Below are 22,092 nucleotides of genomic sequence, written 5' to 3' on the forward strand. Positions count from 1 at the left end.
TCAAGCCATTGCTGGCAGAGTTATCCGCGGCTAGAAAGCGCATATGACATTGAACCTGCCCACCCCCGCTGAACCGCTCAAGATTGGCACCCGTGGCTCGCCGCTCGCGCTGGCGCAGGCATACGAGACGCGCGAACGCCTGATGGCGGCGTTTGACCTGCCCGAGGACGCGTTCGAAATCGTGGTCATCTCGACCACCGGTGACAACAAGACGCTGATCGACGCGGACCGCCCGCTCAAAGAGATCGGCAACAAGGGTCTGTTCACCAAAGAGATCGAAGAGGCCATGCTCGACGGCCGTATCGACATCGCGGTCCATTCCTCAAAGGATATGCCGGTGGAGCAGCCCGAGGGCCTGATCCTCGACGTGTTCCTTCCGCGCGAGGACGTCCGCGATGCGTTCGTGTCGATCAAATACAAGAGCATCGCCGAGCTGCCCGACGGAACTGTCGTCGGCACCTCGTCGCTCCGCCGCAAGGCGCAGCTATTGTCGCGTCGCCCTGACCTCAAGGTCGTCGAATTCCGCGGCAATGTGCAGACCCGCCTGCGCAAGCTGGCCGATGGCGTGGCCGAGGCGACGTTCCTCGCGATGGCCGGCCTCAATCGTCTGGGCATGTCGGACGTGCCGCACGCTGCCGTCAGCGAAGACGACATGCTGCCCGCAATTGCGCAGGGCGCGATTGGTATCGAACGCCGCATCGACGACGAGCGTGCGAAGGGCCTACTTGCCGCGATCCATGACGAGTCGACCGGTCAGCGTCTCGCAGCCGAACGCGCGTTCCTCGCGGCTCTGGACGGTTCGTGCCAGACACCGATCGGCGGGCTTGCGACGATTGACGGCGATACCATTCACCTGCGCGGTGAAATTCTGAAGACGGATGGCACGGTCACTTACGCTGAAGAAGCCAGCGCTCCGATCGCCGAAGGGGCCGAACTGGGCCGCTCTCTGGCCAAAAAACTGTTGGATCGTGCGGGCGCTGATTTCTTCTGATTTCAGTGTCTTGCGCGATTTTTGAAAGGGCGTCCCACGGGGCGCCTTTTTCATTCCGGTTGGTGCCTTGCAGAAATTTTGAGGTAGGGTCGAAAAAGTTGCCGCGACTCTATTGACCCCTTCGGCGGGAAACCGTAAATGCCCCTCCACACACACCGTGGCGGTGTAGCTCAGTTGGTTAGAGCAGAGGAATCATAATCCTTGTGTCCGGGGTTCGAGTCCCTGCACCGCCACCACTTCTCCCTGATAGTTCAAACGTATGTGCCCGCTCAGCGGGATGTTTTGCGTTCTGGGTTGCGCCCGCAAGTTGGCGCTCTACCACCTTCGGAGTCTATTAAGGGCGGGTTTACAACTCAAAAGAGTAGGACCCGTTAAAACTTCCTTCACTCCATATTATTAACTTCGCAAACGAACGGCACGTCGGGCGTGAATTCGTTGTGTTTCACGGACGACTGACCGGACCTAAGGCCACGGCTGCTTCCGGCTTGTGGAAAGTGAAATGGTATGGCTGACGGCACTCTTCAGGAATTGGCGGACTTTCTTGCGACCGGCTATTGGGGTGCGGCTGGTACTTTTACGCGGCGGTGGAACCTGACTGACACCGGCCCCGGTGCGATGAGCGGCCAGATCACCTATTCTGTGTCGGGCAACTGGGTCGATAGCGACGGTATCTCGTCCACGCACGCCGATCTCGTGCGGACCGCGTTCCAGTACCTCGAAAACATCACCGGCATCGATTTTGTCGAGACGACTTCGACCGTATACGATGAAGTAAACATCGCCTTCGGCGATAACTATTCCGGTGCGTATTCGTACTTCGATTACGGATTCTGGGACGTGTACCCAGACAGTGCTATCGCGACCCATGCGGTCGTGAATGTTAGCCCGACGTGGTACAACGGCGGCGCGAATGTCGAGAACGACTATGTTCTCCAGACCTTCATCCATGAAATCCTGCACGCGCTCGGGCTGGGTCACCAAGGTTATTACAACGGCTCGGCCAATTACCCGACCGATGCCGACTTCGACAACGATAGCTGGCAGAACAGCATCATGTCGTACTTCACGACGACCGAAAATACGACGGTCGACGCCGATTTCGCGTTTCTTCAGTCGGTCATGGCGGCGGATCTTCTGGCGCTCGACGCGCTCTATGGATCGCAAAGCTACAACGGCACCACCTTTGGCACCGCCAATGCGTTTCTGGGTGACACCGTTTACGGATTTAACACCAACATTTCGTCCGGCACCGACACGCTCATGGCGAACCTCGGGACCTACAGCTACGATAATGCCTACTGCATCGTTGATGCGGGCGGCATTGATACGCTGGACATGTCGGGGTGGAACTATGACCAACTGCTGAACCTGACGATCTCGTCGTCCACCGACACCGCGCCGAGCGTGTCGAACATCGGCGGTCTGACCGGCAACCTTACTCTGGCCGTAGGCACGGTCATCGAGAACGCTATCGGCGGTTCGGGCGACGATCTGATCTACGGCAACACTGCGAACAACTTCCTCGTCGGAAATTCGGGCAACGACAGCCTTTATGGCGAGGATGGTGACGACGACCTCTACGGTTCGGCAGGCAATGACTACCTAGAAGGCGGGGCGGGCATCGACTACCTCGTGGGGGCCGAAGGTGACGATACGCTCGTGGGCGGCTCCGATGCGGATACCTTTCTGCTGACCTACCAGTGCGGCTCCGATGTGGTGCTGGATTTCGAATGGGGCCTCGATAGCCTCTACTTCTACGACACCGACGGAGAGGTGTTCTGGTCCGAGCTGACCCTCGGCTATAACCTCGACGGCTTCCGCCAGTTCGTCATGTCCGACGGCAGCAGCATCGTTTTGTCGGGTCTCGTGAACTTTGACCCGACCGGCTCCGTGGTCATTTCCGGCACTGAAGAGCGCGGCGAGACGCTTTCCATCGTCAACACCATCGCCGACGAAGACGGGCTTGGTGCGTTCAGCTACCAGTGGCAGCGGGATGGGGCAGGCATTAGTGGCGCAAACGGCGCGAACTATATCCTCACCAACAGCGATGTCGGCAGCGCGATCACTGTCACTGTCAGCTACACCGACGATTTCGGCACAGCCGAGACCGTGAGTAGCGCCGCGACCGGCCTCATCACAGGCTCGAACAGCGCTCCGACGGGGTCCATCACCATCGCGGGGACAGAGGCGGAGGGCTCGACGCTTTCCATCCTCAATACGCTTGCCGACGAGGACGGCCTTGGCTCGTTCAGCTATCAATGGAAGCGCGATGGCGTCGCGATCTCGGGTGCGACGGGGGAGACCTACGCGCTCACGCAGACCGATGTGGGAAAGGCGATCACCGTTTCGGTCAGCTACACTGATGGCTATGGCGAAGCGGAGAGTGTGACGAGTGCCGCTACTGGTGCAATCACGAACGTGAACGATAGCCCGACCGGCTCGGTCACCATCAACGGAACAGAGCAAGAAGGTTCGACGCTTTCTGTCCTCAACACGCTTGCGGACGAAGACGGCATCGGCACCTTCAGCTACCAGTGGAGGCGTGACGGCGTGGCCGTTTCAGGTGCGACCGAGACAACGTATGCGCTGACCCAGACCGATGTGGGCAAAGGCATCACCGCAACTGTCAGCTACAACGACGGCTACGGCACGATGGAGAGTGTGACGAGTGCCGCTACTGGGGCAATCACGAACGTGAACGATAGCCCGACCGGCTCGGTCACCATCAACGGAACAGAGCAAGAAGGTTCGACGCTTTCTGTCCTCAACACGCTTGCGGACGAAGACGGCATCGGCACCTTCAGCTACCAGTGGAGGCGTGACGGCGTGGCCGTTTCAGGTGCGACCGAGACAACGTATGCGCTGACCCAGACCGATGTGGGTAAGGGCATCACCGTAACTGTCAGCTACACCGATGGCTACGGCACAACGGAAACCGTCACCAGTGCCGCAACTGGGGCAATCACGAACGTGAACGATAGCCCGACCGGTTCGGTCGCGATCATCGGAACAGAGCAGGAAGGCGCGACGCTTTCAATCCGCAACACGCTCACCGACGAAGACGGCCTCGGCACCTTCGGCTACCAGTGGAAGCGCGATGGCTCCGCAATCTTGGACGCGACAGCCTCGACGTATGTTCTGACTGAAGCCGACCTCGGGGCCGCGATCACAGTGAGCGTGAGCTACACTGACAGCTACGGACAAAGCGAGAGCGCCACCAGTTTAGCGACTGATCCAATTACTTACCCCGCAACTCTCTACCGCGATGCGTCCACCGCGCTGCCCGACATTGAGGGTGTGCTCAACCTTGTCTTGACGGGAGCCGCTGCAATGGACGGCTACGGGAACGCGCAGGATAATATCCTCAGCGGGAATGCCGCGGAAAACACTCTGTCAGGCGTCGCGGGCAGCGATACGATCTACGGCGGAGGTGGGGCGGACAGAGTGTTTGGTGGCGTCGGGGACGATGTGGCATACGGCGGCGAGGGCAATGATATTTTCTACGCCGATGCAGGCAATGACGGCATCTACGGCGGCTTCGGCGACGATTGGCTGATCTTTGATGGTGAGGCCGATGTAGCGCTCAGGATGTCCTATCGGGATGAGCAGGACACTGGCTACGGCGTGGACACTATCCGCGGGATTGAAAATGCGATCGGCGGGTCGGGCGACGATCACATCATCGGGACAGGCGGGAATAACGCGATTTACGGCAATGACGGACTGGATCGGCTGATCGGCCGGAAAGGCGACGACGTGCTCGTGGGCGGTGCGGACAACGACGTGCTGATCGGCAGCGCTGGCCATGACAGGATTTTCGGTGGCAAGGATGACGATCTGCTCAAAGGCAACTCCGGTCAGGATATTCTTCAAGGTGACCGTGGTCAGGACGTGCTGATCGGTGGGGCGCAGGCGGACGTGTTTGCGTTCACCAAAACGGCTGATAGCAGCAAAAACGTCTCCGGCGCGGACCTCATTCGCGACTTCCAGCAGGGGCTCGACCGGATCGACCTGTCGCAGATCGACGCGAGCACGGTCTGGAGCGGGGAGAACGCCTTCAGGTTCATCGGCACGGACGATGCGGGCACGGGGAATGCTGGCACGGTGTCATACGAGGTGTTCGACTATCGCGGTCGTCGCAATGACACGACGGTCATTTCTATTGACACCGACGATGATCGCGGGGCGGAGATGGTGATCAAGCTCAAGGGCGTCTACGACCTCACGGCGGACGATTTCATCCTATAGGCAGGATTGGTCAGGAAATGCGGTCGCGCTATCTGCGTGGTAAGTTATTTCCGGAAAGTCCCATTATGCTGAACGCCTATATCACCCGAAACAACCATCTCGTCGCGCTCGGTTCCGATGATGATCTGGGCGAGGCGATGTGGATAGATCTGTTTAGCGGGACGCCCGAACAGATCGCGCAGGTCGAGGCGCTGGGCATCTCCGTGCCGACATTGGCAGAGATGGAAGAGATCGAGATTTCGAACCGGCTTTACCGTGAGGGCGAGGTTGACGTGATGACGGTGGTCCTGCCCGGCCTGTCCGAAGGCAGCACGCCTGTCGCCAGTCCCGTGACGTTTATCCTGACCCCGCAGCAACTGGTCACGGTCCGCCACCGCATTTCGCGTCCGTTCGAAACCTATCCGCAGCGCCCCGAACGGACGGCGGTTGGCTGTGCGACGCACGAACGGATCTTCCTCGGTCTGATCGAAGAGATCGTAGGGCGACTGGCCGACCTGCTCGAAGGGATCGGGATCAGCGTCGATGATATGTCAGCGAATATCTACCGCAATCCGGAGGCGCCGGACTCTGACGAACTGCTTGAAGTGCTGCGCCAAGTCGGGCGGCAGGGCGACCTTCTTGGTCGTATCAGGCTCGGTCTGACGACGTGCGAGCGGATGCTCAGCTACTACGTACAGAACCTGACGACCCGCGAAGATACGAAGGCACTCAAACACGCCGCCAATGCCCAGACGCGGGATATTCAGGCGCTGGCCGTTCACGCGGATTTCTTGGGGAGCCGGATCGGCCTGACCACGGACGCCACGCTCGGCATGGTCAATCTGGCGCAGAACGCGGCGGTGCGGATCATCTCGGTGGTCGCGGCGCTCTTCACGCCGCCCACACTGATTGCCTCGATTTACGGGATGAATTTTGCCAACATGCCTGAACTTCAGGTGCCGTGGGCCTATCCTGTGGCCCTTGCCGCGATGCTGACGTCAGCGGTCGCGACATGGGCGTATTTCCGGTGGCGCGGCTGGCTTTAAACCACGCGGGCTTCGAAACCGGCGCCAGCCAGAGTGTTCAGAATGTGCTGCTGGCCACGAGTTGTTTCGACAGCGACCGTCTTTGATTCGAGGTCGACCGAAACCTTGGCGTTGCCGTCGAGGTTCTGGATCGCGTTTTCGATGGTCGCTTTGCAGTGGTTGCACGTCATATCGCTGACGAGGAATTTCATCTCAGTCTCCATTGTTTGGTAGATATGTTGTGGTTCGAAAAAGGATCGTCAATACTGGCCTTGACCTTCCAGTAACTGGAACGACTAGGTACCTTTCAAACGGAAAGGCTGAACGATGTCAGACGAAGTCACTCTCAATATCGAAGGCATGACCTGCGCCTCCTGCGTCTCGCGCGTCGAAAAGATCGCGGGCCGCGTGAACGGCGTCGAGGCGGTGAGCGTCAACCTCGCGACGGAAAAGGCCAAAGTCCTGATGGACGGCGGTCGGCTCGATGATGTGATCGAGGCGCTGACCAATGCAGGTTTTCCCGCGTCAAAGCCGGCGGACGAACAGCCGACGACCGCCAGCAAGAAAATGAGCGAGTCGCGTCAGATGGCGCTCCGCCTCTTGGTTGCGGCCGCGCTGACCATTCCGGTCGCGTTTGTGGAGATGGGTGGCCACCTCGTACCGCCGCTCCACGATGCGATCATGGGCATTGTCGGGATGCAGAACCTTCGGCTCGTCGAGTTTATTCTGACGACCCTGCTGATCCTCGGCCCTGGTCGCGTTTTCTTTGCCAAAGGCATTCCGTCGTTGCTGCGTGGTGGACCGGAGATGAACAGCCTCGTCGCGCTGGGCGCGGGGGCGGCTTACCTCTATTCCATCGTCGCGACCTTCTGGCCGAGCGCGCTGCCGAGTGAGACCAACAGTGTGTATTACGAGGCCGCGATGGTCATCATGACTCTGATCCTGCTGGGCCGTACGCTGGAAGCCCGCGCCAAAGGCCGCGCGGGTGCCGCGATCGAGGCGCTGCTGAACCTCGCGCCCGAAACGGCCATTGTGGTGAACGACGATGTGGAAACCGAAACGCCCGTTTCCGAAATTCGCCGCGGTCAGATCCTGCTCGTGCGTCCGGGGAGCAAGTTCCCGCTGGATGGCGAGGTCATTTCGGGCTCCACCTTTGCTGACGAGTCCATGATCACCGGTGAGCCTATGCCCGTCGAAAAGGGCGTTGGTGACACGCTCGTAGGCGGCACGATCAACGGCATGGGCGTCGTGCGCATGAAAGTCACCGCGACAGGCAAGGACACCGTCCTCGCGCGGATCGTGGCGATGGTGCAGGATGCGCAGAGCGCAAAGCTCCCGATCCAGACCCAGGTCGACAAGGTCACCGCCGTCTTCGTTCCTGTTGTCATCGCAATCGCGGCGCTGACCTTCCTGACGTGGCTTATCCTCGGGCCGTCGTTGCAATATGCGCTGGTGGCAGGTGTGTCCGTGCTGATCATCGCGTGCCCCTGCGCGATGGGCCTTGCCACGCCGACGTCGATCATGGTCGGCACGGGGCGCGCGGCTGAACTCGGCATCCTGTTCCGGCAGGGCGATGCGCTGCAACGTTTTGCAGAGGTGACGACCGTCGCGTTCGACAAAACAGGCACGCTGACCAAAGGCAAACCGTCGCTCGTCACCATGCTCAGCGATAACCGCGCAGATGCGATCAGCATTATGGCGGGGGTGGAGCAGAACTCCGAACACCCTCTGGCTCACGCGATCATGACGGAGGCCAAGGAAAACCGGATCGAACCTGCGCGGATCACCGATTTCCGCACGCTTCCCGGTTTGGGTGTCGAAGGCAATATGGAGGGCCGCCGCGTCGTCGTCGGTTCCGAGCGGCTGATGCGCGAAAAGGGCGTTCCGATCAGCGGCTATACCGCGCGGTCGAGTGCGATGGCGCTCGAAGGTCAGTCGCCGTTCTTTGCTGCGGTCGACAACGAACTGCTTGCAGTGGTGGGCGTCGCCGATCCGGTGAAACCGGAAGCGGGCGAAGCGATCAGCCAGCTCCATGATCGCGATATCTACACCATTATGATCACCGGCGATAACGCGGCGACCGCGAGCGTCGTGGCCCGCCAGCTCAACATTAACCGCTTCGTGGCCGAGGTCGCCCCTGAGGGCAAGGTAGGCGCGATCCGCGATGCGCAATCCCACGGTCCGGTCGCGTTTATCGGCGACGGCATCAACGATGCACCCGCTCTGGCGCAGGCGGACGTTGGCGTTGCTGTGGGTTCAGGCACCGATGTTGCGATCCAGACCGCTGACGTGGTGCTGATGAGCAGCGATATCCGCCTTGCCGCCGCCGCGTGGCGCATGAGCCGCGCCGTGATGCGCAACATCCGTCAGAACCTGTTCTGGGCCTTTGCCTATAACGTAGTGCTGATCCCTGTCGCAGCGGGCGTCCTTTATCCGACCTTCGGCATCATGCTATCACCGATGCTCGGCGCGGGCGCGATGGCCTTCAGCTCGATCTTTGTAGTCGGCAATGCGCTGCGCCTACGCAGCTACTCGGCGGGGCGCACGGCATGAACATCAAGGAAGCCTCCCGCCGCACGGGCCTGCCCGCAAAAACGATCCGCTATTACGAGGACATCGGCCTCGTGACGCCGGATCGCGACGACAATGGCTATCGCAGCTTCAGCGATCCTGTCCTGCACAAGCTCGCCTTCGTCGGGCGGGGCAGGGCGCTGGGCTTTTCGATCAATGAATGCCGCAGCCTGCTGGAACTCTACGAGGACCAGTCACGCGCCAGTGCCGAAGTGAAAACCATCGCCGCCGCGCATTTGGCCGAGGTCGACAAGCGCATCGCCGAAATGACCGAGATGCGCGACACGCTGGCCGAGCTTGTGGACTGCTGCAAAGGGGACGAACGCCCCGACTGTCCCATTCTGTACAGCCTTGCGGGGCAGGACTAGAGCGTCACCGTGAATGGCGGCACATCAACTTCTTCGAGGTTCGGCGTGTCGCCGATCCTGTCAACGACCGCGAAAAGCCCCGGAGCGTGCAGCGGCGTCAGAACGCCGTGCCATGTGCCGCGATGGAAATTGATCCCCTGTCCGGCCTCGCTGATGAACGCCACCGGAGTGCCCGGTTTGCCGCCATCATCGGACGCGACGATGATCAGGAACGGTTCCATGCTCATGGGAATGAACGCCTGACTGCCTTCGGGATGACGCTCCAATAGATCGCAGACATAAGGCATTTCGCGCGGGATCGCCTTGAACAGGCTGATGCCTACGCGACCTTCGGGACCGAAGTCCATATCGGCACGATCGTGGTAGCGACCGCACATGCCGCGGTTGATGATCCTGTCGGGATCGCCCGCAGTATCCAGCACATCGCCGAACGGCGCAAAAGCCTCGCGGGTGAGGGGGAGAGCTTTGATTTCCATGAGTTCCTTTAAGTGGTCGTGCCAGCGAACCGGCACGACCACCAATAGCCACCCTTCAGAGCGTCAAAGAAGGATGACGATTAACGTCCTTATACAGCAAATATCTAAAGGGAACATCACCAGTTGCAATACAAGCCTGCGGACAGAAGGCGCGAAGCCACATAAAATCGCCCGGACCGACGTCTACCCAGCGTTCGTTGAGCAGATATTTGGCCGTTCCTTGCAAAACATAGAGCCCGTGCTCCATCACATGCGTTTCTGCGAACGGAATCTGGCCTCCCGGTTTGAAGGTGACGATGTTGACGTGCATGTCGTGGCGCAGATCGTCGGGTGAAACAAAACGGGTGGTACCCCATTTGTCCGTACCGGGCATCCAGTGGACAGGCTGCTCTGCGTCGGATGTGACGAATGGGCGCGGATTATCGTAGCCGTCGACGTGAACGTAGCGACGCCGGATCCAGTGGAACCGCAGCATTTCGTCGCTCGCATTGCGTAACGTCCAGCGCGTCGCGGGCGGACAATAGACATAGCCGCCCGCGCCGACGACGTGGGTCTCGCCTGCGATGATGATCTCCATCTTGCCTTCGGCGATAAAGAGAACGCCCTCGGCATCGCGGTCCGGCTCTGGTTTGTCGCTCCCGCCGTTCGGCTCGATTTCGACGGCGTACTGGGCGAAGGTCTCGGCAAAGCCGGTCATCGGGCGGGCGATAATCCAGCAGCGCGTTTTGACCCAGTTCGGCAGCAAGCTCGACGTAATGTCGCGCATGGTGGACGCGGGAATGACCGCGTAGCTTTCGGTGAAGTGCGCACCATTCGAGGCCGGATCTTCGGTCAGCGGGGGCATCCCGCCGGGCGGGAAAGCGTAGGTCATGGCAATAGTGCTTTCAGTCGGTGCAGCGCGATCCGTTCGACCTGTCCGCAAGCCGTTTTTATTTCGGTTTCGGTGTCGTTCGAGACGCGCTCTTTGAATGCGTTCAGAATACCCGCCTTGTCGTGATCACGCACGGCAATGATGAACGGGAAGCCGTGCTTTTCCGTATAGGCGGTATTCAATCGGGTAAATTCCTCGCGTTCTCCGTCGGTTAGCGCATCGAGGCCGGCGCTCGCCTGTTCGGAGGTGCTGTCGGCGGTGAGGCGCTTTGCGGCAGCGAGCTTGCCCGCAAGGTCGGGGTGTGCGGTCAGAACGCCCATCTTTTCGTCATCGGTAGCCGAGCGGAACATACGGCAGAGCGCGTTGTGCAGCCCAACCGCGCGATCGTGCGCGGGGCCAAGCTCCAGATCATATGCACGTTCGGCGATCCACGGCGAATGCTCGAAGATGCTGCCGTAGGTGCTGACGAACATATCCTTGTCCATCTCGGTCGGACGGTCATAGCGGACGTGCGGGTGATGTTCGGCCCAGTGGTTCGCGATGTCGATGCGGCGGGGGAACCAGACGTCATCGAACTGCGCAACGTAGTCGAGGAACTTCTTGAGGCCCGCCATCTTGCCCGGACGGCCGATCAGGCGGCAATGAAGGCCGACGCTCATCATCTTGGCACGGCCCGCTTCGCCCTCGGCATAGAGCACGTCGAAGGCGTCCTTGAGGTACTGATAGAACTGCTCGCCCGTGATGTAGCCGGGTGCTGTCGCGAAGCGCATGTCATTGGCTTCGAGAGTGTAGGGGATCACCAACTGATCGCGGTCGCCCGCTTCGAGCCAGTAGGGCAGGTCGTCGTCGTAGGTGTCGCTGATCCACGGCAGGCCCAGTTCGGCGGTGAGGCGCACAGTGTTGAGCGAACAGCGGCCCGTGTACCAACCGGTCGGCGGAGTGCCGACGACTTCGGTATGCAGGCGCACCGCTTCGGCAATCTGGCTGCGCTCCTCCTCCTCGGGCATGTCCTTGTGTTCGACCCACTTGAGGCCGTGGGATGCGATTTCCCAGCCAGCGTTCTTCATCGCGGCCACCTGTTCGGGGCTGCGGGCGAGGGCGGTGGCGACGCCGTAGATCGTCACGGGGATATCCCGTTCGGTGAACAACTGGTGCAAGCGCCAGAAACCGGCGCGCGCGCCATATTCGTAAATCGATTCCATGTTCCAGTGGCGCTGACCCGGCCACTGCGCCGCACCCGCGATGTCGGAAAGAAAGGCCTCGGACTGTCCGTCACCGTGCAGAATGCAGTTCTCGCCGCCTTCTTCGTAGTTCAGAACAAGGCTGATGGCGACTTTGGCCCCACCGGGCCATTTGGCATCTGGCGCGTCCGGCCCGTGGCCGATCATATTGCGCGGATATCGGTTCATGCTTGCCTCTTGAGCGTTTGGTCAAATTTATGGTGTTGTGAAAGGCAAAGTTTGGCAAGTGACGTGCGGTTGATCACAACACGCATCGACATTGTGCCAATGAATGCGGCACGTTGATCACAAATGATAACGGAGTAATCAATGCCGGGCGGCTATTTAACGACCCATGTTCTGGATACTGCACGCGGAATGCCCGCAGCCGGAATGATGATCGACCTCTTCCGCTTTGATGGGAGCCAGCGGTTTCACATCGGCTACAAGTTCACCAACGACGATGGCCGGACCGATGGGCCGATCCTTCCCAAGGAAGAATTCAAGGCAGGAACCTACGAGCTGGAATTTCGTGTCGGCGCCTATCTGAAAGCGACCGGACAGGAATTCCCTGAGCCGTTCTTTCTCGATGTCGTTCCGATCCGCTTCGGTATGAGCGATCCGATGGCGCACTATCATGTGCCGCTTCTGGTCTCGCCGTTCGGCTACTCCACCTACCGCGGGAGCTGAGATGAACCCGATTCTGCTAGACTGGATCGAATTTGCCGTCCGTTGGACCCACGTCATTACGGCTGTGGCGTGGATCGGTTCGTCCTTCTATTTCATCGCGCTCGACCTTGGCCTCCACCGCGACCGCAATCTGGCGACAGGTGCTGACGGCGAAGAATGGCAGGTCCACGGCGGCGGGTTCTACCACATCCAGAAGTACCTCGTTGCGCCCGAGCAGATGCCCTCCGACCTCGTGTGGTTCAAATGGGAGAGCTATTCGACGTGGCTGTCGGGCTTCGCGATGCTGTTCGTGGTCTACTACCTCGGCGGCGACCTCTTTCTGATCGACCCGAACAAGCTGGATATCCCTGTCTGGCAAGGCGCTGTGATTTCGATGGCGTCGCTCGGTCTTGGCTGGGTGATGTATGACCAGCTCTGCAAGACCAAATTCGGCGACAACAACACCCGCCTGATGATCCTGCTCTACGTGATCCTCGTGGCGATGGCGTGGGGCTACAATCAGGTGTTCACCGGCCGCGCTGCGCTGCTGCACCTTGGTGCGTTCACCGCGACGATCATGTCGGCCAACGTGTTTTTCATCATCATCCCGAACCAGAAAATCGTGGTGGCCGACCTCATCGCGGGGCGCAAACCCGATCCGAAGTACGGCAAGATCGCCAAGCAGCGCTCGACCCACAACAACTACCTGACGCTGCCTGTGATCTTCCTGATGCTGTCGAACCATTACCCGATGGCATTCGGCACCGAATACAACTGGGTCGTCGCGTCGCTGGTGTTCCTGATGGGGGTCACAATCCGTCACTTCTTCAACTCGATGCACGCCCGCAAGGGCAAGCCGGGTTGGACGCTGGCCGTGACTGCGATCCTGTTCGTGCTGATCATCTGGGTGTCGTCGCTGTCGCGCTGGGAATACCAAGAGGACGCCGCGCTTTCGCAGACCGCGCACAAATACTCGGCTGCCGAAGGGTTCGATGACGTGGTCAACATCGTGATGGGCAACTGTTCGATGTGCCACGCCGCCGAACCGGGCTGGCCGGGGATCGCGGTGCCGCCGAAGGGCGTGATGCTGGAAATCCCCGAACAGGTCGCCATCCACGCCAAGCAGATCTACCTGCAAGCAGGGCGGAGCCATGCCATGCCTCCGCCCTCTGCGTCCTACATCCTGCCCGAAGACCGCGCAGAAATCGTGAAGTGGTTCGAGAGCGTCAACGGCTGAAACGCCACTCGCTCTCCTGCGTCCACACACCGCCTGCCTTGAGCACGATCTTGGGGAAAGTCGGCTCGTGCGGTGCGTTCGGCCAGTATTGCGGCTCCAGCGCGAGACCGGCGTAGGGGGCAAAGCCCTGCGCGTCGGTATCACGGCCATCGTAGACCTGAAGACCGGGTGCATCGGTCGCAATCTTCATCGTCACATCACCGCCCTGAAGCGTCATCACCTCCCGCATGTCCAACTTGATGCGCGACAGGCAGAAATTGTGGTCGAGGTCCGGCTCGCCCGGTACGACCGGACGCAGTTCGCGGAAGTCGAACAGAGTGCCTTCGACATCGGTCGGTTCGGTCGGAAGGGTTTCATCGTCAACGGGCAGATACTGGCGCGCCGCGATCTGCATTTTATGGTTGGTGATGTCCTTCTCGCCGCTGAGGTTCCAATAGGCGTGGTTCACCACGTTCACCCACGCGTCCTCGTCTGTGGTGACGGTCAACTCCAGCCGCAGGACGTTGTCGGCTTCGATGCTGTAGTGGGCCAGAACACGCTGGTTGCCGGGGAAGCCCGCGTCGCCGTCGGGCAGTGTCACGGACAGGGTGATGGAGCTATCGGTCAATTCTTCCAGCGTCCAGAGCTTGCAAAAGCTGCCCGCCTCGGCGGAATGCAGCGTGTTGCGACCCTCGTTCGGGGTCAGCATATGCTCGATCCCGTTGAGGCGCGCACGGGCGCCTTTGATGCGATTGCCGACGGGACCGATGAGGGCGCCGTAGTACTTCATCTTGACGTAGTAGTCTTCGAGGTTGTCCGAGTTCAGTGTGAGATTGTAGTCGAGCCCCGCCAGACGCACCTCGTGCAGGATCGCGCCGTAGGTCAGGAAACTCGCCGACAGATCGCCGTTCGAAATCGTATGGCGCTCGACATCGCGGCCATCGGGCAGGGTAGCAAACTTCATTCTCAGGTCTCCGCGAGTTTCCGGTAGAGCGCGATAAATCCGCGCAGCGTCGTATCACCGTGTTCGGTGACGGGTGTGCCCTGCGATTTCAATGCGCGAACGTAGGCGGACACAAGAGGGCTATCGCCTATGACTGCAACTTGTTGGCCGAGAACATAGGGTCTTGCCGCTTTGAGGTCGGCACCGACCAGCAGGCCAAGCACTTCGCCATCCGGCGCGCCAGCAGCCTGAGCCGAAGCCAGAAGGTGCAGCAGCCATTCAGGACGGTCGGAGCCGCGTTCGAAACCACGGTCGAAATCGTCGGCGGTCCAATCGGTCGGCGCGAGGGCGGGGGTCACAGAGGTCGCGAAGCTCACGATCTCGCCTGCGCTGACATGCACCCAATGAACCTCCGGACCGACAAGGCAGACGATGCCGTCCCAGTCGTCGTGCTGATCGAGGAAGCCCGCAACCGCAGCGGCATGTGGCAGTCGTTGCGCAGGGCTGGCCTGTTTGATCGTGGGGAATGCGCCGCCGACGGGCAGCACCTTGCAGGGCGTCTGGGCCTCTTTGGCGTCTGGCATTCCCGCGATGATTTGCGGGCCGGGCCAGTCACCGACAAGCGCGGCAGGCGTCGCGCCGCGTCGTTCGTCCAATACGTTTTCACCGTCCATGAGCCACGCGCGCTGCGCGGTCAGGTCAATTGCGATCCATTGCATAAGTCACCTCTCGCCCCGTTTGAAACACGAACGGGGCGAGAGTGAAAGGCTTAGGCCATCACGCGGGTTAGCGCGGCGTCGACGGCAGCTGTGATTTCGTCTACGTCGCTTTCGGTCGCGATCAGCGCGGGAGCGAACAGGAGTGTATTGTTGAAGCCCGGCATCGAACGGTTCGATGCGCCGATGATCACACCCTGCTGGAGGCAGTCGGCCACGACGCCCATGACGCGCTTTTCGTCCATCGGTTCGCGGGTCTCGCGGTCGAGCACGAGCTCGGCGCCTTGGAATAGACCCATGCCGCGGACTTCACCGATGCACTTGTGCTTGTCCATCAGCTCCAGAAGGTTGTTCTGGAAACGCTCGCCCATCTTGGTCGAGTTCTCGCAGAGCTTCTCGTTCTCGATGATCTCCATGTTGACCAGCGCAGCGGTCGGACCGGCGGTGCAGCCACCGAAGGTGGAGATGTCACGGAAGTATCCGAGCTTGTCGGTGTCGTCCTTGAACATGTCGAACACGCGGTTGGTGGTGACGCAGCACGAAATCGCCGCGTAGCCAGAGGCAACACCCTTCGCCATGGTGACGATATCGGGCTGTACGCCGAACTGCTGGTAGCCGAACCACGTGCCGGTACGGCCGAGGCCGCAGACAACTTCGTCGATGTGCAGGAGGATGTCGTACTTCTTGCAAAGCTCCTGAACGCCTTCCCAATAGCCTTTGGGCGGAACGATGATGCCGCCGCCTGCGGTGATCGGCTCAAGGCAAAGCGCGCCGATCTCGTCAGCGCCCTCGCGCAGGATCACGTCCTCGATGGCTTTGACGGCGCGTTCTGCATAACCCTCGCCGCGGTCGGTGGACTGGTATTCAAGGCAGTGCGGCACCTCGATGAAACCGGGCGCGAACGGGCCGTATTGAACGTTACGCTCCTTCTGGCCACCGGCGGAGAGGCAGGCAATCGTGGTGCCGTGGTAGTCGCGGTCGCGGTAAAGAATCTTGGATTTCTTGCCGCCATAATGCTTCGCCGAAATCTGGCGAACCATTTTGAACGCCTTCTCGTTCGCCTCGGAACCGGAGTTCGCGTAGTAAACGCGGTCCAGACCCGGCATCTTGCCGATGAGGCGCTCGGCGAAGGTCGCGCCGGGGATCGTGCCTTTGGCGCCTGCGAAGTAGCACATCTTTACGAGCTGGTCGCGGACTGCATCGGCGATCTCGGTGCGGCCATAGCCGACGTTGACGGTCCATACGCCGCCGGACACGGCATCAAGGTGCTCTTTGCCGTTGAGGTCCCAGACACGCATGCCTTTGCCTTCGACGATGATCTGCGGATCAATCGTTTCAAACGGCTTATGCTGCACAAGGTGGTGCCAGACGTGCGCGCGGTCGGCTTCGATAAGCGCGGCTGGATCGTTGACGTGAGTGTTCATGGAAACCTCGACTGTTGGAGAGGCCCTTAGGGCGAATTTTTGATCAATTGATCGAGAAATCCTCGCTACGTCAAGCGAGGCGGCGCAGCGCGGGTCAGGCGGCACCCGAATTTGCTGCGAACGCGTTCAATGCTTCCTGCGTTTCGGACCAGATTGCCTCAATCTCGGGCAGGCGGTCACGCATCTCGGGCGCTTGACCGCTCTTGCCCATCGTTTCCAGCGTCCGCAATTCGTCACCGAGCGCGATTGTCCCGAAGAGCGAAGCGGAACCCGCAAGCTTGTGGATCTTGGCGATGAGGTCGCTGTCCTGCTCTTCCGGCTCCGTCACAAGTTCGCCAACTACACGATCGGTTTCGGCAAGGAATGAGCCGAGGAGCTTGTTGCCGCGCTCCGCACCAAGGTCAGTGAATAGACTGCTGACCACGGTTTCGTCGATGGTCGCGGATGGGACAGGGGCGGCGGGCTTCGGTGCTTGCTCCGCGTGCTTGATGTCGAGGATCTTCGACAGCTTGTTACGCGAAATCGGCTTCACCAGCACATCGTTCATGCCTGCATCCTCGAATTTCTCTAGGTCGGAGGGCAGCGCGTGTGCGGTCAGGGCAATGATGCGGCTGTCTTTGGACCGCCCGTCACCCGCGCGAATACGGCGGCAGGCTTCGATGCCGTCCATGCGCGGCATGGAGATATCCATGAGGATGACTTCATAACGGCGAAGTGCCGCCGCAGCGACACCTTCCTCACCATCGTTGGCCAGCGTGACGCGATGACCTTCCTTGGTCAGCATTTCCTCGACCACCAACTGGTTGATCTGGTTATCTTCAACCACCAGAATATCCAGCGAGGACAGTCCCTTGGCGGTATCCTTCGCCGGTTCGCTGAATAACTGTGGCGGCGGCGCGGACGACAGGATCGGCATGGGCAGGCGGAACCAAAACAGGCTGCCATCGCCGATTTCACTCTCAACCCCGATTGCGCCTTCCATCGAATTGACGAGACGCCGCGCTATGCCGAGGCCAAGCCCGGTACCGCCGAATTCACGCGAATAGGATGCATCAAGCGTGATGAAGTCGTCGAAGATTTTCTCGAGCTTGTCTTCGGGGATGCCGATGCCGGTGTCGATGACGCGGAATTCGAGGATATCGCTGTCGCCCAGACGCTCCGCTTCGATGCGGACAACGCCGTCGCGGGTAAACTTGATCGCGTTGGAAGTGAGGTTCAGAAGGACCTGACGCAACCGCTGTTGATCGCCGAGGACAGTCGGATGTCCAATGGCATCGAGGTCGATTTCCACCATCGTTCTGTTGCGGGTCGCGATAGCGCGCTGGCCGTCGACGACTTCGGAAATGACGTTGTAGAGGTCGAACGGGCGGCGTTCGATGTCCGAGCTGCCAGTTTCCAGACGGGCGATGTCGAGCACGTCGTTGACGTGGTGCAGCAGCAGGCGGCCAGAGGTTTCCATGATTTTCAGGTAGTCGCGCTGCCGTTGGGTGAGGGGTGTGTCGCCCATTAACTCCATCGTGCCGAGCATACCGTTCAGCGGTGTACGCATCTCGTGGCTCATGACGGCCATGAACTCGGCGCGGGCGCGTTCGCCGGCGAGTGCTTCGTCGCGGGCCTTCATCAGCTCGGTTTCGGCAGCGACCTGGCTGGACGTGTCACGCAGGAACGAGACAAACAGCAGGCCCGATGCCGACTGGGCGCGGGAAATGGAGAATTCGCAGGGGAAGACCTCGCCGTTCTTGCGCAGGCCAAAGAACTGATGGCGCCCGTGGCCGACAACCGTGGAAATGCCCTCGGTCAGGTGACGCTTCATGCCGTTCAGATGGCGGCGGCGATATTCGACCGGAATGATAAGGTCGACCATCGGCTGGTTCATGACCTCTTCGCGGGAATAGCCGAAGATATACTCTGCGGCACCGTTATATTCGACGATCAGACCGTCGGCGTTGATCACAATGACCGCATCGAGCGTGCCTGACACCATCGCAGCGAGGCGTGCGGAGGCGGTGCGGACCTCTTCGGCATTGCGCTGGGCCACGCGGTAAAGCTGGAACAGGACGATGGACACGATGACAAGCGCGATCACCAGCGCGATGGTCAGCGCGGCGACCCGCATGAGGGTCAGCGAGACCTCTTCGCGGCTTTCATCAGACTTCAACGCAAAGTAGTCGAGACCGCTGAGTGTGATGGCCCTGACAGGAGGCTCCATCTGGGTCAGTTGGGTCCGCAGCGGGCCAAGATTTGCCATTAGCTGGCTGTCGGGCGAGTCGATGATGGGAATCAGCGCATCGAGGCCGCTGGCCACCTCCATCAGCAGGTCGTTGAAATCCGGCTGGTCCCGTAGCTGGCTGTACACCGTGCCGCGGCGGAACGTGTCTATCCTGCTGTAAAAGATATCGAATTTGCGGCGAACGTCGGACAGATCGTCCATCGTAACTGCCATGTCGACCTCGCCTTCGAGCCGCAGGAATTCGACCTCGAGCTGCGCAAGCGTCCACTGGATGTTGTCCGACCCGGCGGTCGCCTGCTCGCGCATTTTGCGACTGACCTCGAAGCCCAGCAGCGCGATCGCGATAAGGCACACCGAAAGAACGGCAGCAAGGATGCCGATCTTGGTCCACCTTAGGGGTGCTTGCGACGCTGGGTCTTGGTTTTCCACGGTCCTTTTCTACCCGTCAGTTGATGGGTGCTGGCCGATGTTATTCGAGGACTTCGATACGGTCCATTTGCCAGATACTGCGAGAGTACTTTACTTCGGTCTGTAGCTCTGGCGAGCTATCAAAAGGATACACAACCCAAAGCGGCCCTTTATCGCGCACGCTCATCGGTTCGCCATTGCGTGCATAGGCGACCAGTTCGGCACCTTCTTCGATTTCGTCATTCGGGATATCGACAGCGTAGTCGTTGATCGCGGTCGCGCGGACGGTGCTGCCCTCGGCGCCAAGATAATCCAGCAGGGTGCGCATCTCGACACCAGTGAAGGTCTGTACGCCATCCGTCCAGATAGTCGCCGTGTCGAAAGAGGTCGCGCCGATCTCTTCAAGCATTTCCATGTCGAATTCGGCGATGCCGTCACCGTTGGTGTGGGCGATATTACCGCTTACCGTTAGGATGATGTCACCCTCAGGGCGAGCCAGTTCGTCTGCATTCGCGGAAATAGCGAGCGTGGACGTCAAGAAAAGTACAGCAGCGACGACGCTGCCGCGAGTCGGTATGTTCGCCTGCATAGGGGCCCCCTTCTCAGGAAATATGGTATCTACCTGACTTGTTGGCATCATTAGGCATAGGGGTCACCAAGGCAAACGAATAACCGAATATACGTTCGTATAGTATACTTCTGCCATTGCGCGAATGGGTATACATTGGGCATGCTGTCTCAGCGTACGGTTGTGTTCTAAGTTCCTTTTCATGACGACAGGTGATGTGAAAAGGTGAGGAACTCGTCCGATGTATATTCAAGGAAATGCTAACGCGCCTGAAAGCGTAAACAGTTCGGAACCCACACCTGTTGAGCGTAGCGGGTTCAACAAAAGAGAAACGGAGCCCTTTATGCGTGTACTTATTGCTGATGACCACGACCTCGTTCGGGAGACCATTGCGGCCTACCTGCTCAATGAGGGCGTCGTCGAGGTACGTACTGCCGCAACGCTCGATGAAGCTATCGCCGAAGCCGACAACACGGGTAGCTTCGATGTGGTTCTCCTCGATTACAATATGCCCGGTATGAACGGCCTCGAAGGTCTCACGAAGATGCGTCAGGCTAATGACGATCGCCCAGTGGCGCTAATTTCGGGAACCGCCACCCGCGACGTTGCCGACGCAGCCCTCAAAGCCGGTGCTGCCGGTTTCGTGCCGAAGACCCTCGCGTCGAAGTCGATGGTTACGGCGATCCGCTTCATGGCTGCCGGCGAAACCTACGCGCCGTTCGGTTTCATGCAGGAGGCTCCGGCTGCCGGCGACGGTCTGCTGACCAAACGCGAAACCGATGTGCTTCGCGGTATCTGCGACGGTAAATCGAACAAGGAAATCGCACGGGACCTCGATCTTCAGGAAGTCACTGTGAAACTCCACGTCAAAACCCTGAGCCGCAAGCTCGAAGCACGCAACCGTACTCAGGCTGCAATGATCGCACGGGACCGCAATCTGGTCTGATTGCACAAGAATAAGCGCCACTCACGCTGAATGGGGAGGTCGACCATTACCGGTCGCCTCCCTTTTTTATTCCATCTCGTCCATGTCGCCGAACCCGCCGCCCAGCGAGTCGAAGAGCGAACTATCACCCAGAGCGGACAGATCCGGCCCTTGGTTCTTCTTGGGCTTGGACTGGAGCACCTTGCTATCGGTCCGCTTCGCCGTTTCTTCCTGAGGCGCTGCGGCAGGTTCTTCGGGCGCTTCCTCGGGGACTGCGTCCTCTTCCGCCGTTTCGGCAGGGGTGTCGTCTTCGGCCGGAGCCTCTTCCTCAACGACGGGCGCGTCTTCGGACACTTCTTCGGCAGCGTCAGCATCAACCTCCGCGCTGTCATCTTCAGGGAAGACAACCGCACCAGGTTCGAAGGACTCCTTGGCTTGGATGCCGGTTGCTTCGAAAGCGGGCTGTTCTTCGGCGCTTTCTTCCTGATCGGTGGACAGATCACGCTCTAGTTCGGCGGCGACGTCAGCAGCGACTTCCTCGTCCGAGGGGGCATCGCCCTCAGTGATAACGGGTGAGGGTGTTCCGGACGCGTCGTCGTCGCCAAGCTGCGCGAACATCGCTGCGGCGTCGTCCTCGGCAAAGGCGGCGTCGGGCTTGGGCGCATCATCGTCCGACAAAAACGCGGCATCTTCGCTTGTGCTGTCGTCGCTGTCGAAGGCGACGTCTTCGGTCGGGGCTTCATCATCACCGAAGGCAACGTCTTCTTCGTCCTCATCCTCGTCGCCGCCTTCTTCGTCGTCACCGCCGCCGAATTGCAGCATCATGGTCACGTCGCTGAGGTCCATCGACATCATCTGCGCCTTTTTGCCCGCCTTCTTGGAGGCGGGGGGCGGAGCCGGTTCTTCGATCACCGGTTCTTCGATGATTTCGGGTTCCGGCTCCGGCTCGGGCGCAGGTTTCGGCGCGGGCTTGGCTTTCGGCTTCGGCGGATCGTTGACCATCAGGTTCATCAGGACAGCGCGCATGGTGCGGCGCTCCAGATGATCCTTGGTCTTGTCGTGCATTTCCCAAAGGGTCTCGACCGCGTTCACGTCCTCGACCTCTCCTGCTTTTCGCAGGATGGCGCGCACGGCTTTCTTCATCGAAGCCGGCTGGGGCATGTACTGCTCTTTGGCCATTCATTTCCCTCGAACGCAGGTTGGCACGCGGTTTGCACACATCTCCGCAATAGCGGGTTCTCCGC

General features: G+C 60.1%; 18 protein-coding genes and 1 tRNA gene. 9 read left to right on the top strand and 10 right to left on the bottom strand.

Features of this window, described 5'->3' with window-relative positions; all coding sequences use genetic code 11:
- Positions 1 to 43 precede the first annotated feature (43 nt).
- The 4 genes from hemC to HCZ30_RS00150 all read left to right on the top strand — a co-directional run bounded on the left by hemC (position 44) and on the right by HCZ30_RS00150 (position 6,264).
- On the top strand, positions 44 to 991 hold the full coding sequence (hemC, locus tag HCZ30_RS00135; protein ID WP_167635733.1) for a hydroxymethylbilane synthase: 948 nt from the start codon (positions 44 to 46) through the stop codon (positions 989 to 991).
- A gap of 159 nt (positions 992 to 1,150) precedes the next feature.
- Positions 1,151 to 1,227: transfer RNA gene (locus tag HCZ30_RS00140), tRNA-Met, on the top strand.
- A 268-nt stretch (positions 1,228 to 1,495) separates the two neighbouring features.
- A complete protein-coding gene (locus HCZ30_RS00145; RefSeq protein WP_167635734.1) occupies positions 1,496 to 5,239 on the top strand; it encodes a M10 family metallopeptidase C-terminal domain-containing protein in 3,744 nt (1,247 codons plus the stop codon).
- A gap of 65 nt (positions 5,240 to 5,304) precedes the next feature.
- Positions 5,305 to 6,264: a magnesium transporter CorA family protein gene (locus tag HCZ30_RS00150; protein WP_167635735.1), complete on the top strand. Its 960-nt coding sequence runs from the start codon at positions 5,305 to 5,307 to the stop codon at positions 6,262 to 6,264.
- Here HCZ30_RS00150 and HCZ30_RS00155 read toward each other — a convergent pair.
- Positions 6,261 to 6,455, bottom strand: coding sequence for a heavy-metal-associated domain-containing protein (locus HCZ30_RS00155; RefSeq protein WP_217703021.1), 195 nt, complete (start codon positions 6,453 to 6,455; stop codon positions 6,261 to 6,263). The genes HCZ30_RS00150 and HCZ30_RS00155 overlap by 4 nt on opposite strands.
- A 115-nt stretch (positions 6,456 to 6,570) precedes the next feature.
- On the opposite strand from HCZ30_RS00155, the gene HCZ30_RS00160 reads away from it, so the two are divergent.
- Entirely contained in the window at positions 6,571 to 8,796 is a 2,226-nt protein-coding gene (locus HCZ30_RS00160; RefSeq protein WP_167635737.1) for a heavy metal translocating P-type ATPase, read from the top strand.
- Positions 8,793 to 9,182 (top strand): Cu(I)-responsive transcriptional regulator, encoded by a 390-nt coding sequence (gene cueR / locus HCZ30_RS00165; RefSeq protein WP_167635738.1) that lies wholly within the window; start codon positions 8,793 to 8,795, stop codon positions 9,180 to 9,182. The genes HCZ30_RS00160 and cueR overlap by 4 nt, the downstream gene beginning before the upstream one ends.
- Here cueR and HCZ30_RS00170 read toward each other — a convergent pair.
- Genes HCZ30_RS00170 through puuE form a run of 3 tightly spaced genes read right to left on the bottom strand, consistent with a single transcriptional unit; the run spans position 9,179 to position 11,938 of the window.
- Entirely contained in the window at positions 9,179 to 9,658 is a 480-nt protein-coding gene (locus tag HCZ30_RS00170; RefSeq protein WP_167635739.1) for an ureidoglycolate lyase, read from the bottom strand. The two genes, cueR and HCZ30_RS00170, sit on opposite strands and share 4 nt — an antisense overlap.
- A gap of 55 nt (positions 9,659 to 9,713) precedes the next feature.
- The gene (locus tag HCZ30_RS00175; protein ID WP_167635740.1) at positions 9,714 to 10,529 is read right to left on the bottom strand and encodes a bifunctional allantoicase/(S)-ureidoglycine aminohydrolase; all 816 of its coding nucleotides are present in this window, start codon (positions 10,527 to 10,529) and stop codon (positions 9,714 to 9,716) included.
- Positions 10,526 to 11,938 (bottom strand): allantoinase PuuE, encoded by a 1,413-nt coding sequence (gene puuE / locus HCZ30_RS00180; RefSeq protein WP_167635741.1) that lies wholly within the window; start codon positions 11,936 to 11,938, stop codon positions 10,526 to 10,528. The genes HCZ30_RS00175 and puuE overlap by 4 nt, the downstream gene beginning before the upstream one ends.
- A gap of 141 nt (positions 11,939 to 12,079) precedes the next feature.
- On the opposite strand from puuE, the gene uraH reads away from it, so the two are divergent.
- Positions 12,080 to 12,439, top strand: coding sequence for a hydroxyisourate hydrolase (gene uraH, locus HCZ30_RS00185; RefSeq protein ID WP_167635742.1), 360 nt, complete (start codon positions 12,080 to 12,082; stop codon positions 12,437 to 12,439).
- A gap of 1 nt (position 12,440) precedes the next feature.
- Positions 12,441 to 13,655 (top strand): urate hydroxylase PuuD, encoded by a 1,215-nt coding sequence (locus HCZ30_RS00190; RefSeq protein ID WP_167635743.1) that lies wholly within the window; start codon positions 12,441 to 12,443, stop codon positions 13,653 to 13,655.
- Here the strand turns inward: HCZ30_RS00190 and HCZ30_RS00195 are convergent.
- From HCZ30_RS00195 to HCZ30_RS00215, 5 genes are all read right to left on the bottom strand, one after another.
- Positions 13,645 to 14,598 (bottom strand): aldose epimerase family protein, encoded by a 954-nt coding sequence (locus HCZ30_RS00195; RefSeq protein WP_167635744.1) that lies wholly within the window; start codon positions 14,596 to 14,598, stop codon positions 13,645 to 13,647. The two genes, HCZ30_RS00190 and HCZ30_RS00195, sit on opposite strands and share 11 nt — an antisense overlap.
- 2 nt (positions 14,599 to 14,600) lie before the next feature.
- Positions 14,601 to 15,296: a 2-dehydro-3-deoxygalactonokinase gene (locus tag HCZ30_RS00200; protein ID WP_167635745.1), complete on the bottom strand. Its 696-nt coding sequence runs from the start codon at positions 15,294 to 15,296 to the stop codon at positions 14,601 to 14,603.
- A 50-nt stretch (positions 15,297 to 15,346) separates the two neighbouring features.
- Positions 15,347 to 16,717: an aspartate aminotransferase family protein gene (locus tag HCZ30_RS00205; RefSeq protein WP_167635746.1), complete on the bottom strand. Its 1,371-nt coding sequence runs from the start codon at positions 16,715 to 16,717 to the stop codon at positions 15,347 to 15,349.
- A gap of 94 nt (positions 16,718 to 16,811) precedes the next feature.
- The gene (locus HCZ30_RS00210; protein WP_167635747.1) at positions 16,812 to 19,376 is read right to left on the bottom strand and encodes an ATP-binding protein; all 2,565 of its coding nucleotides are present in this window, start codon (positions 19,374 to 19,376) and stop codon (positions 16,812 to 16,814) included.
- Positions 19,377 to 19,416: 40 nt separating this feature from the next.
- Positions 19,417 to 19,944, bottom strand: a complete 528-nt coding sequence (locus HCZ30_RS00215) for a molybdopterin-dependent oxidoreductase (protein ID WP_167635748.1) — start codon at positions 19,942 to 19,944, stop codon at positions 19,417 to 19,419.
- A 322-nt stretch (positions 19,945 to 20,266) separates the two neighbouring features.
- Here HCZ30_RS00215 and HCZ30_RS00220 point away from each other — a divergent pair, with 322 nt between their 5' ends.
- Positions 20,267 to 20,869, top strand: coding sequence for a response regulator transcription factor (locus HCZ30_RS00220; RefSeq protein ID WP_167635749.1), 603 nt, complete (start codon positions 20,267 to 20,269; stop codon positions 20,867 to 20,869).
- 66 nt (positions 20,870 to 20,935) lie between these two features.
- Here HCZ30_RS00220 and HCZ30_RS00225 read toward each other — a convergent pair whose 3' ends face one another.
- Positions 20,936 to 22,027, bottom strand: coding sequence for a hypothetical protein (locus HCZ30_RS00225; RefSeq protein ID WP_167635750.1), 1,092 nt, complete (start codon positions 22,025 to 22,027; stop codon positions 20,936 to 20,938).
- Between the last annotated feature and the right edge of the window lie 65 nt (positions 22,028 to 22,092).

This window comes from Marivivens donghaensis (assembly GCF_011806565.1).
GTDB classification, from domain to species: Bacteria; Pseudomonadota; Alphaproteobacteria; order Rhodobacterales; family Rhodobacteraceae; genus Marivivens; species Marivivens donghaensis_A.

What these genes read in the sequence shown, in the direction of transcription:
- HCZ30_RS00175 (WP_167635740.1), bottom strand. Translation starts at nt 10,529, where the DNA reads ATGACCTACGCTTTCCCGCCCGGCGGGATGCCCCCGCTGACCGAAGAT.
- HCZ30_RS00160 (WP_167635737.1), top strand. Translation starts at nt 6,571, where the DNA reads ATGTCAGACGAAGTCACTCTCAATATCGAAGGCATGACCTGCGCCTCC.
- puuE (WP_167635741.1), bottom strand. Translation starts at nt 11,938, where the DNA reads ATGAACCGATATCCGCGCAATATGATCGGCCACGGGCCGGACGCGCCA.
- HCZ30_RS00200 (WP_167635745.1), bottom strand. Translation starts at nt 15,296, where the DNA reads ATGCAATGGATCGCAATTGACCTGACCGCGCAGCGCGCGTGGCTCATG.
- HCZ30_RS00220 (WP_167635749.1), top strand. Translation starts at nt 20,267, where the DNA reads ATGCGTGTACTTATTGCTGATGACCACGACCTCGTTCGGGAGACCATT.
- cueR (WP_167635738.1), top strand. Translation starts at nt 8,793, where the DNA reads ATGAACATCAAGGAAGCCTCCCGCCGCACGGGCCTGCCCGCAAAAACG.
- HCZ30_RS00190 (WP_167635743.1), top strand. Translation starts at nt 12,441, where the DNA reads ATGAACCCGATTCTGCTAGACTGGATCGAATTTGCCGTCCGTTGGACC.
- HCZ30_RS00195 (WP_167635744.1), bottom strand. Translation starts at nt 14,598, where the DNA reads ATGAAGTTTGCTACCCTGCCCGATGGCCGCGATGTCGAGCGCCATACG.
- HCZ30_RS00150 (WP_167635735.1), top strand. Translation starts at nt 5,305, where the DNA reads ATGCTGAACGCCTATATCACCCGAAACAACCATCTCGTCGCGCTCGGT.
- HCZ30_RS00215 (WP_167635748.1), bottom strand. Translation starts at nt 19,944, where the DNA reads ATGCAGGCGAACATACCGACTCGCGGCAGCGTCGTCGCTGCTGTACTT.
- uraH (WP_167635742.1), top strand. Translation starts at nt 12,080, where the DNA reads ATGCCGGGCGGCTATTTAACGACCCATGTTCTGGATACTGCACGCGGA.
- hemC (WP_167635733.1), top strand. Translation starts at nt 44, where the DNA reads ATGACATTGAACCTGCCCACCCCCGCTGAACCGCTCAAGATTGGCACC.
- HCZ30_RS00170 (WP_167635739.1), bottom strand. Translation starts at nt 9,658, where the DNA reads ATGGAAATCAAAGCTCTCCCCCTCACCCGCGAGGCTTTTGCGCCGTTC.
- HCZ30_RS00155 (WP_217703021.1), bottom strand. Translation starts at nt 6,455, where the DNA reads ATGAAATTCCTCGTCAGCGATATGACGTGCAACCACTGCAAAGCGACC.
- HCZ30_RS00225 (WP_167635750.1), bottom strand. Translation starts at nt 22,027, where the DNA reads ATGGCCAAAGAGCAGTACATGCCCCAGCCGGCTTCGATGAAGAAAGCC.
- HCZ30_RS00145 (WP_167635734.1), top strand. Translation starts at nt 1,496, where the DNA reads ATGGCTGACGGCACTCTTCAGGAATTGGCGGACTTTCTTGCGACCGGC.
- HCZ30_RS00205 (WP_167635746.1), bottom strand. Translation starts at nt 16,717, where the DNA reads ATGAACACTCACGTCAACGATCCAGCCGCGCTTATCGAAGCCGACCGC.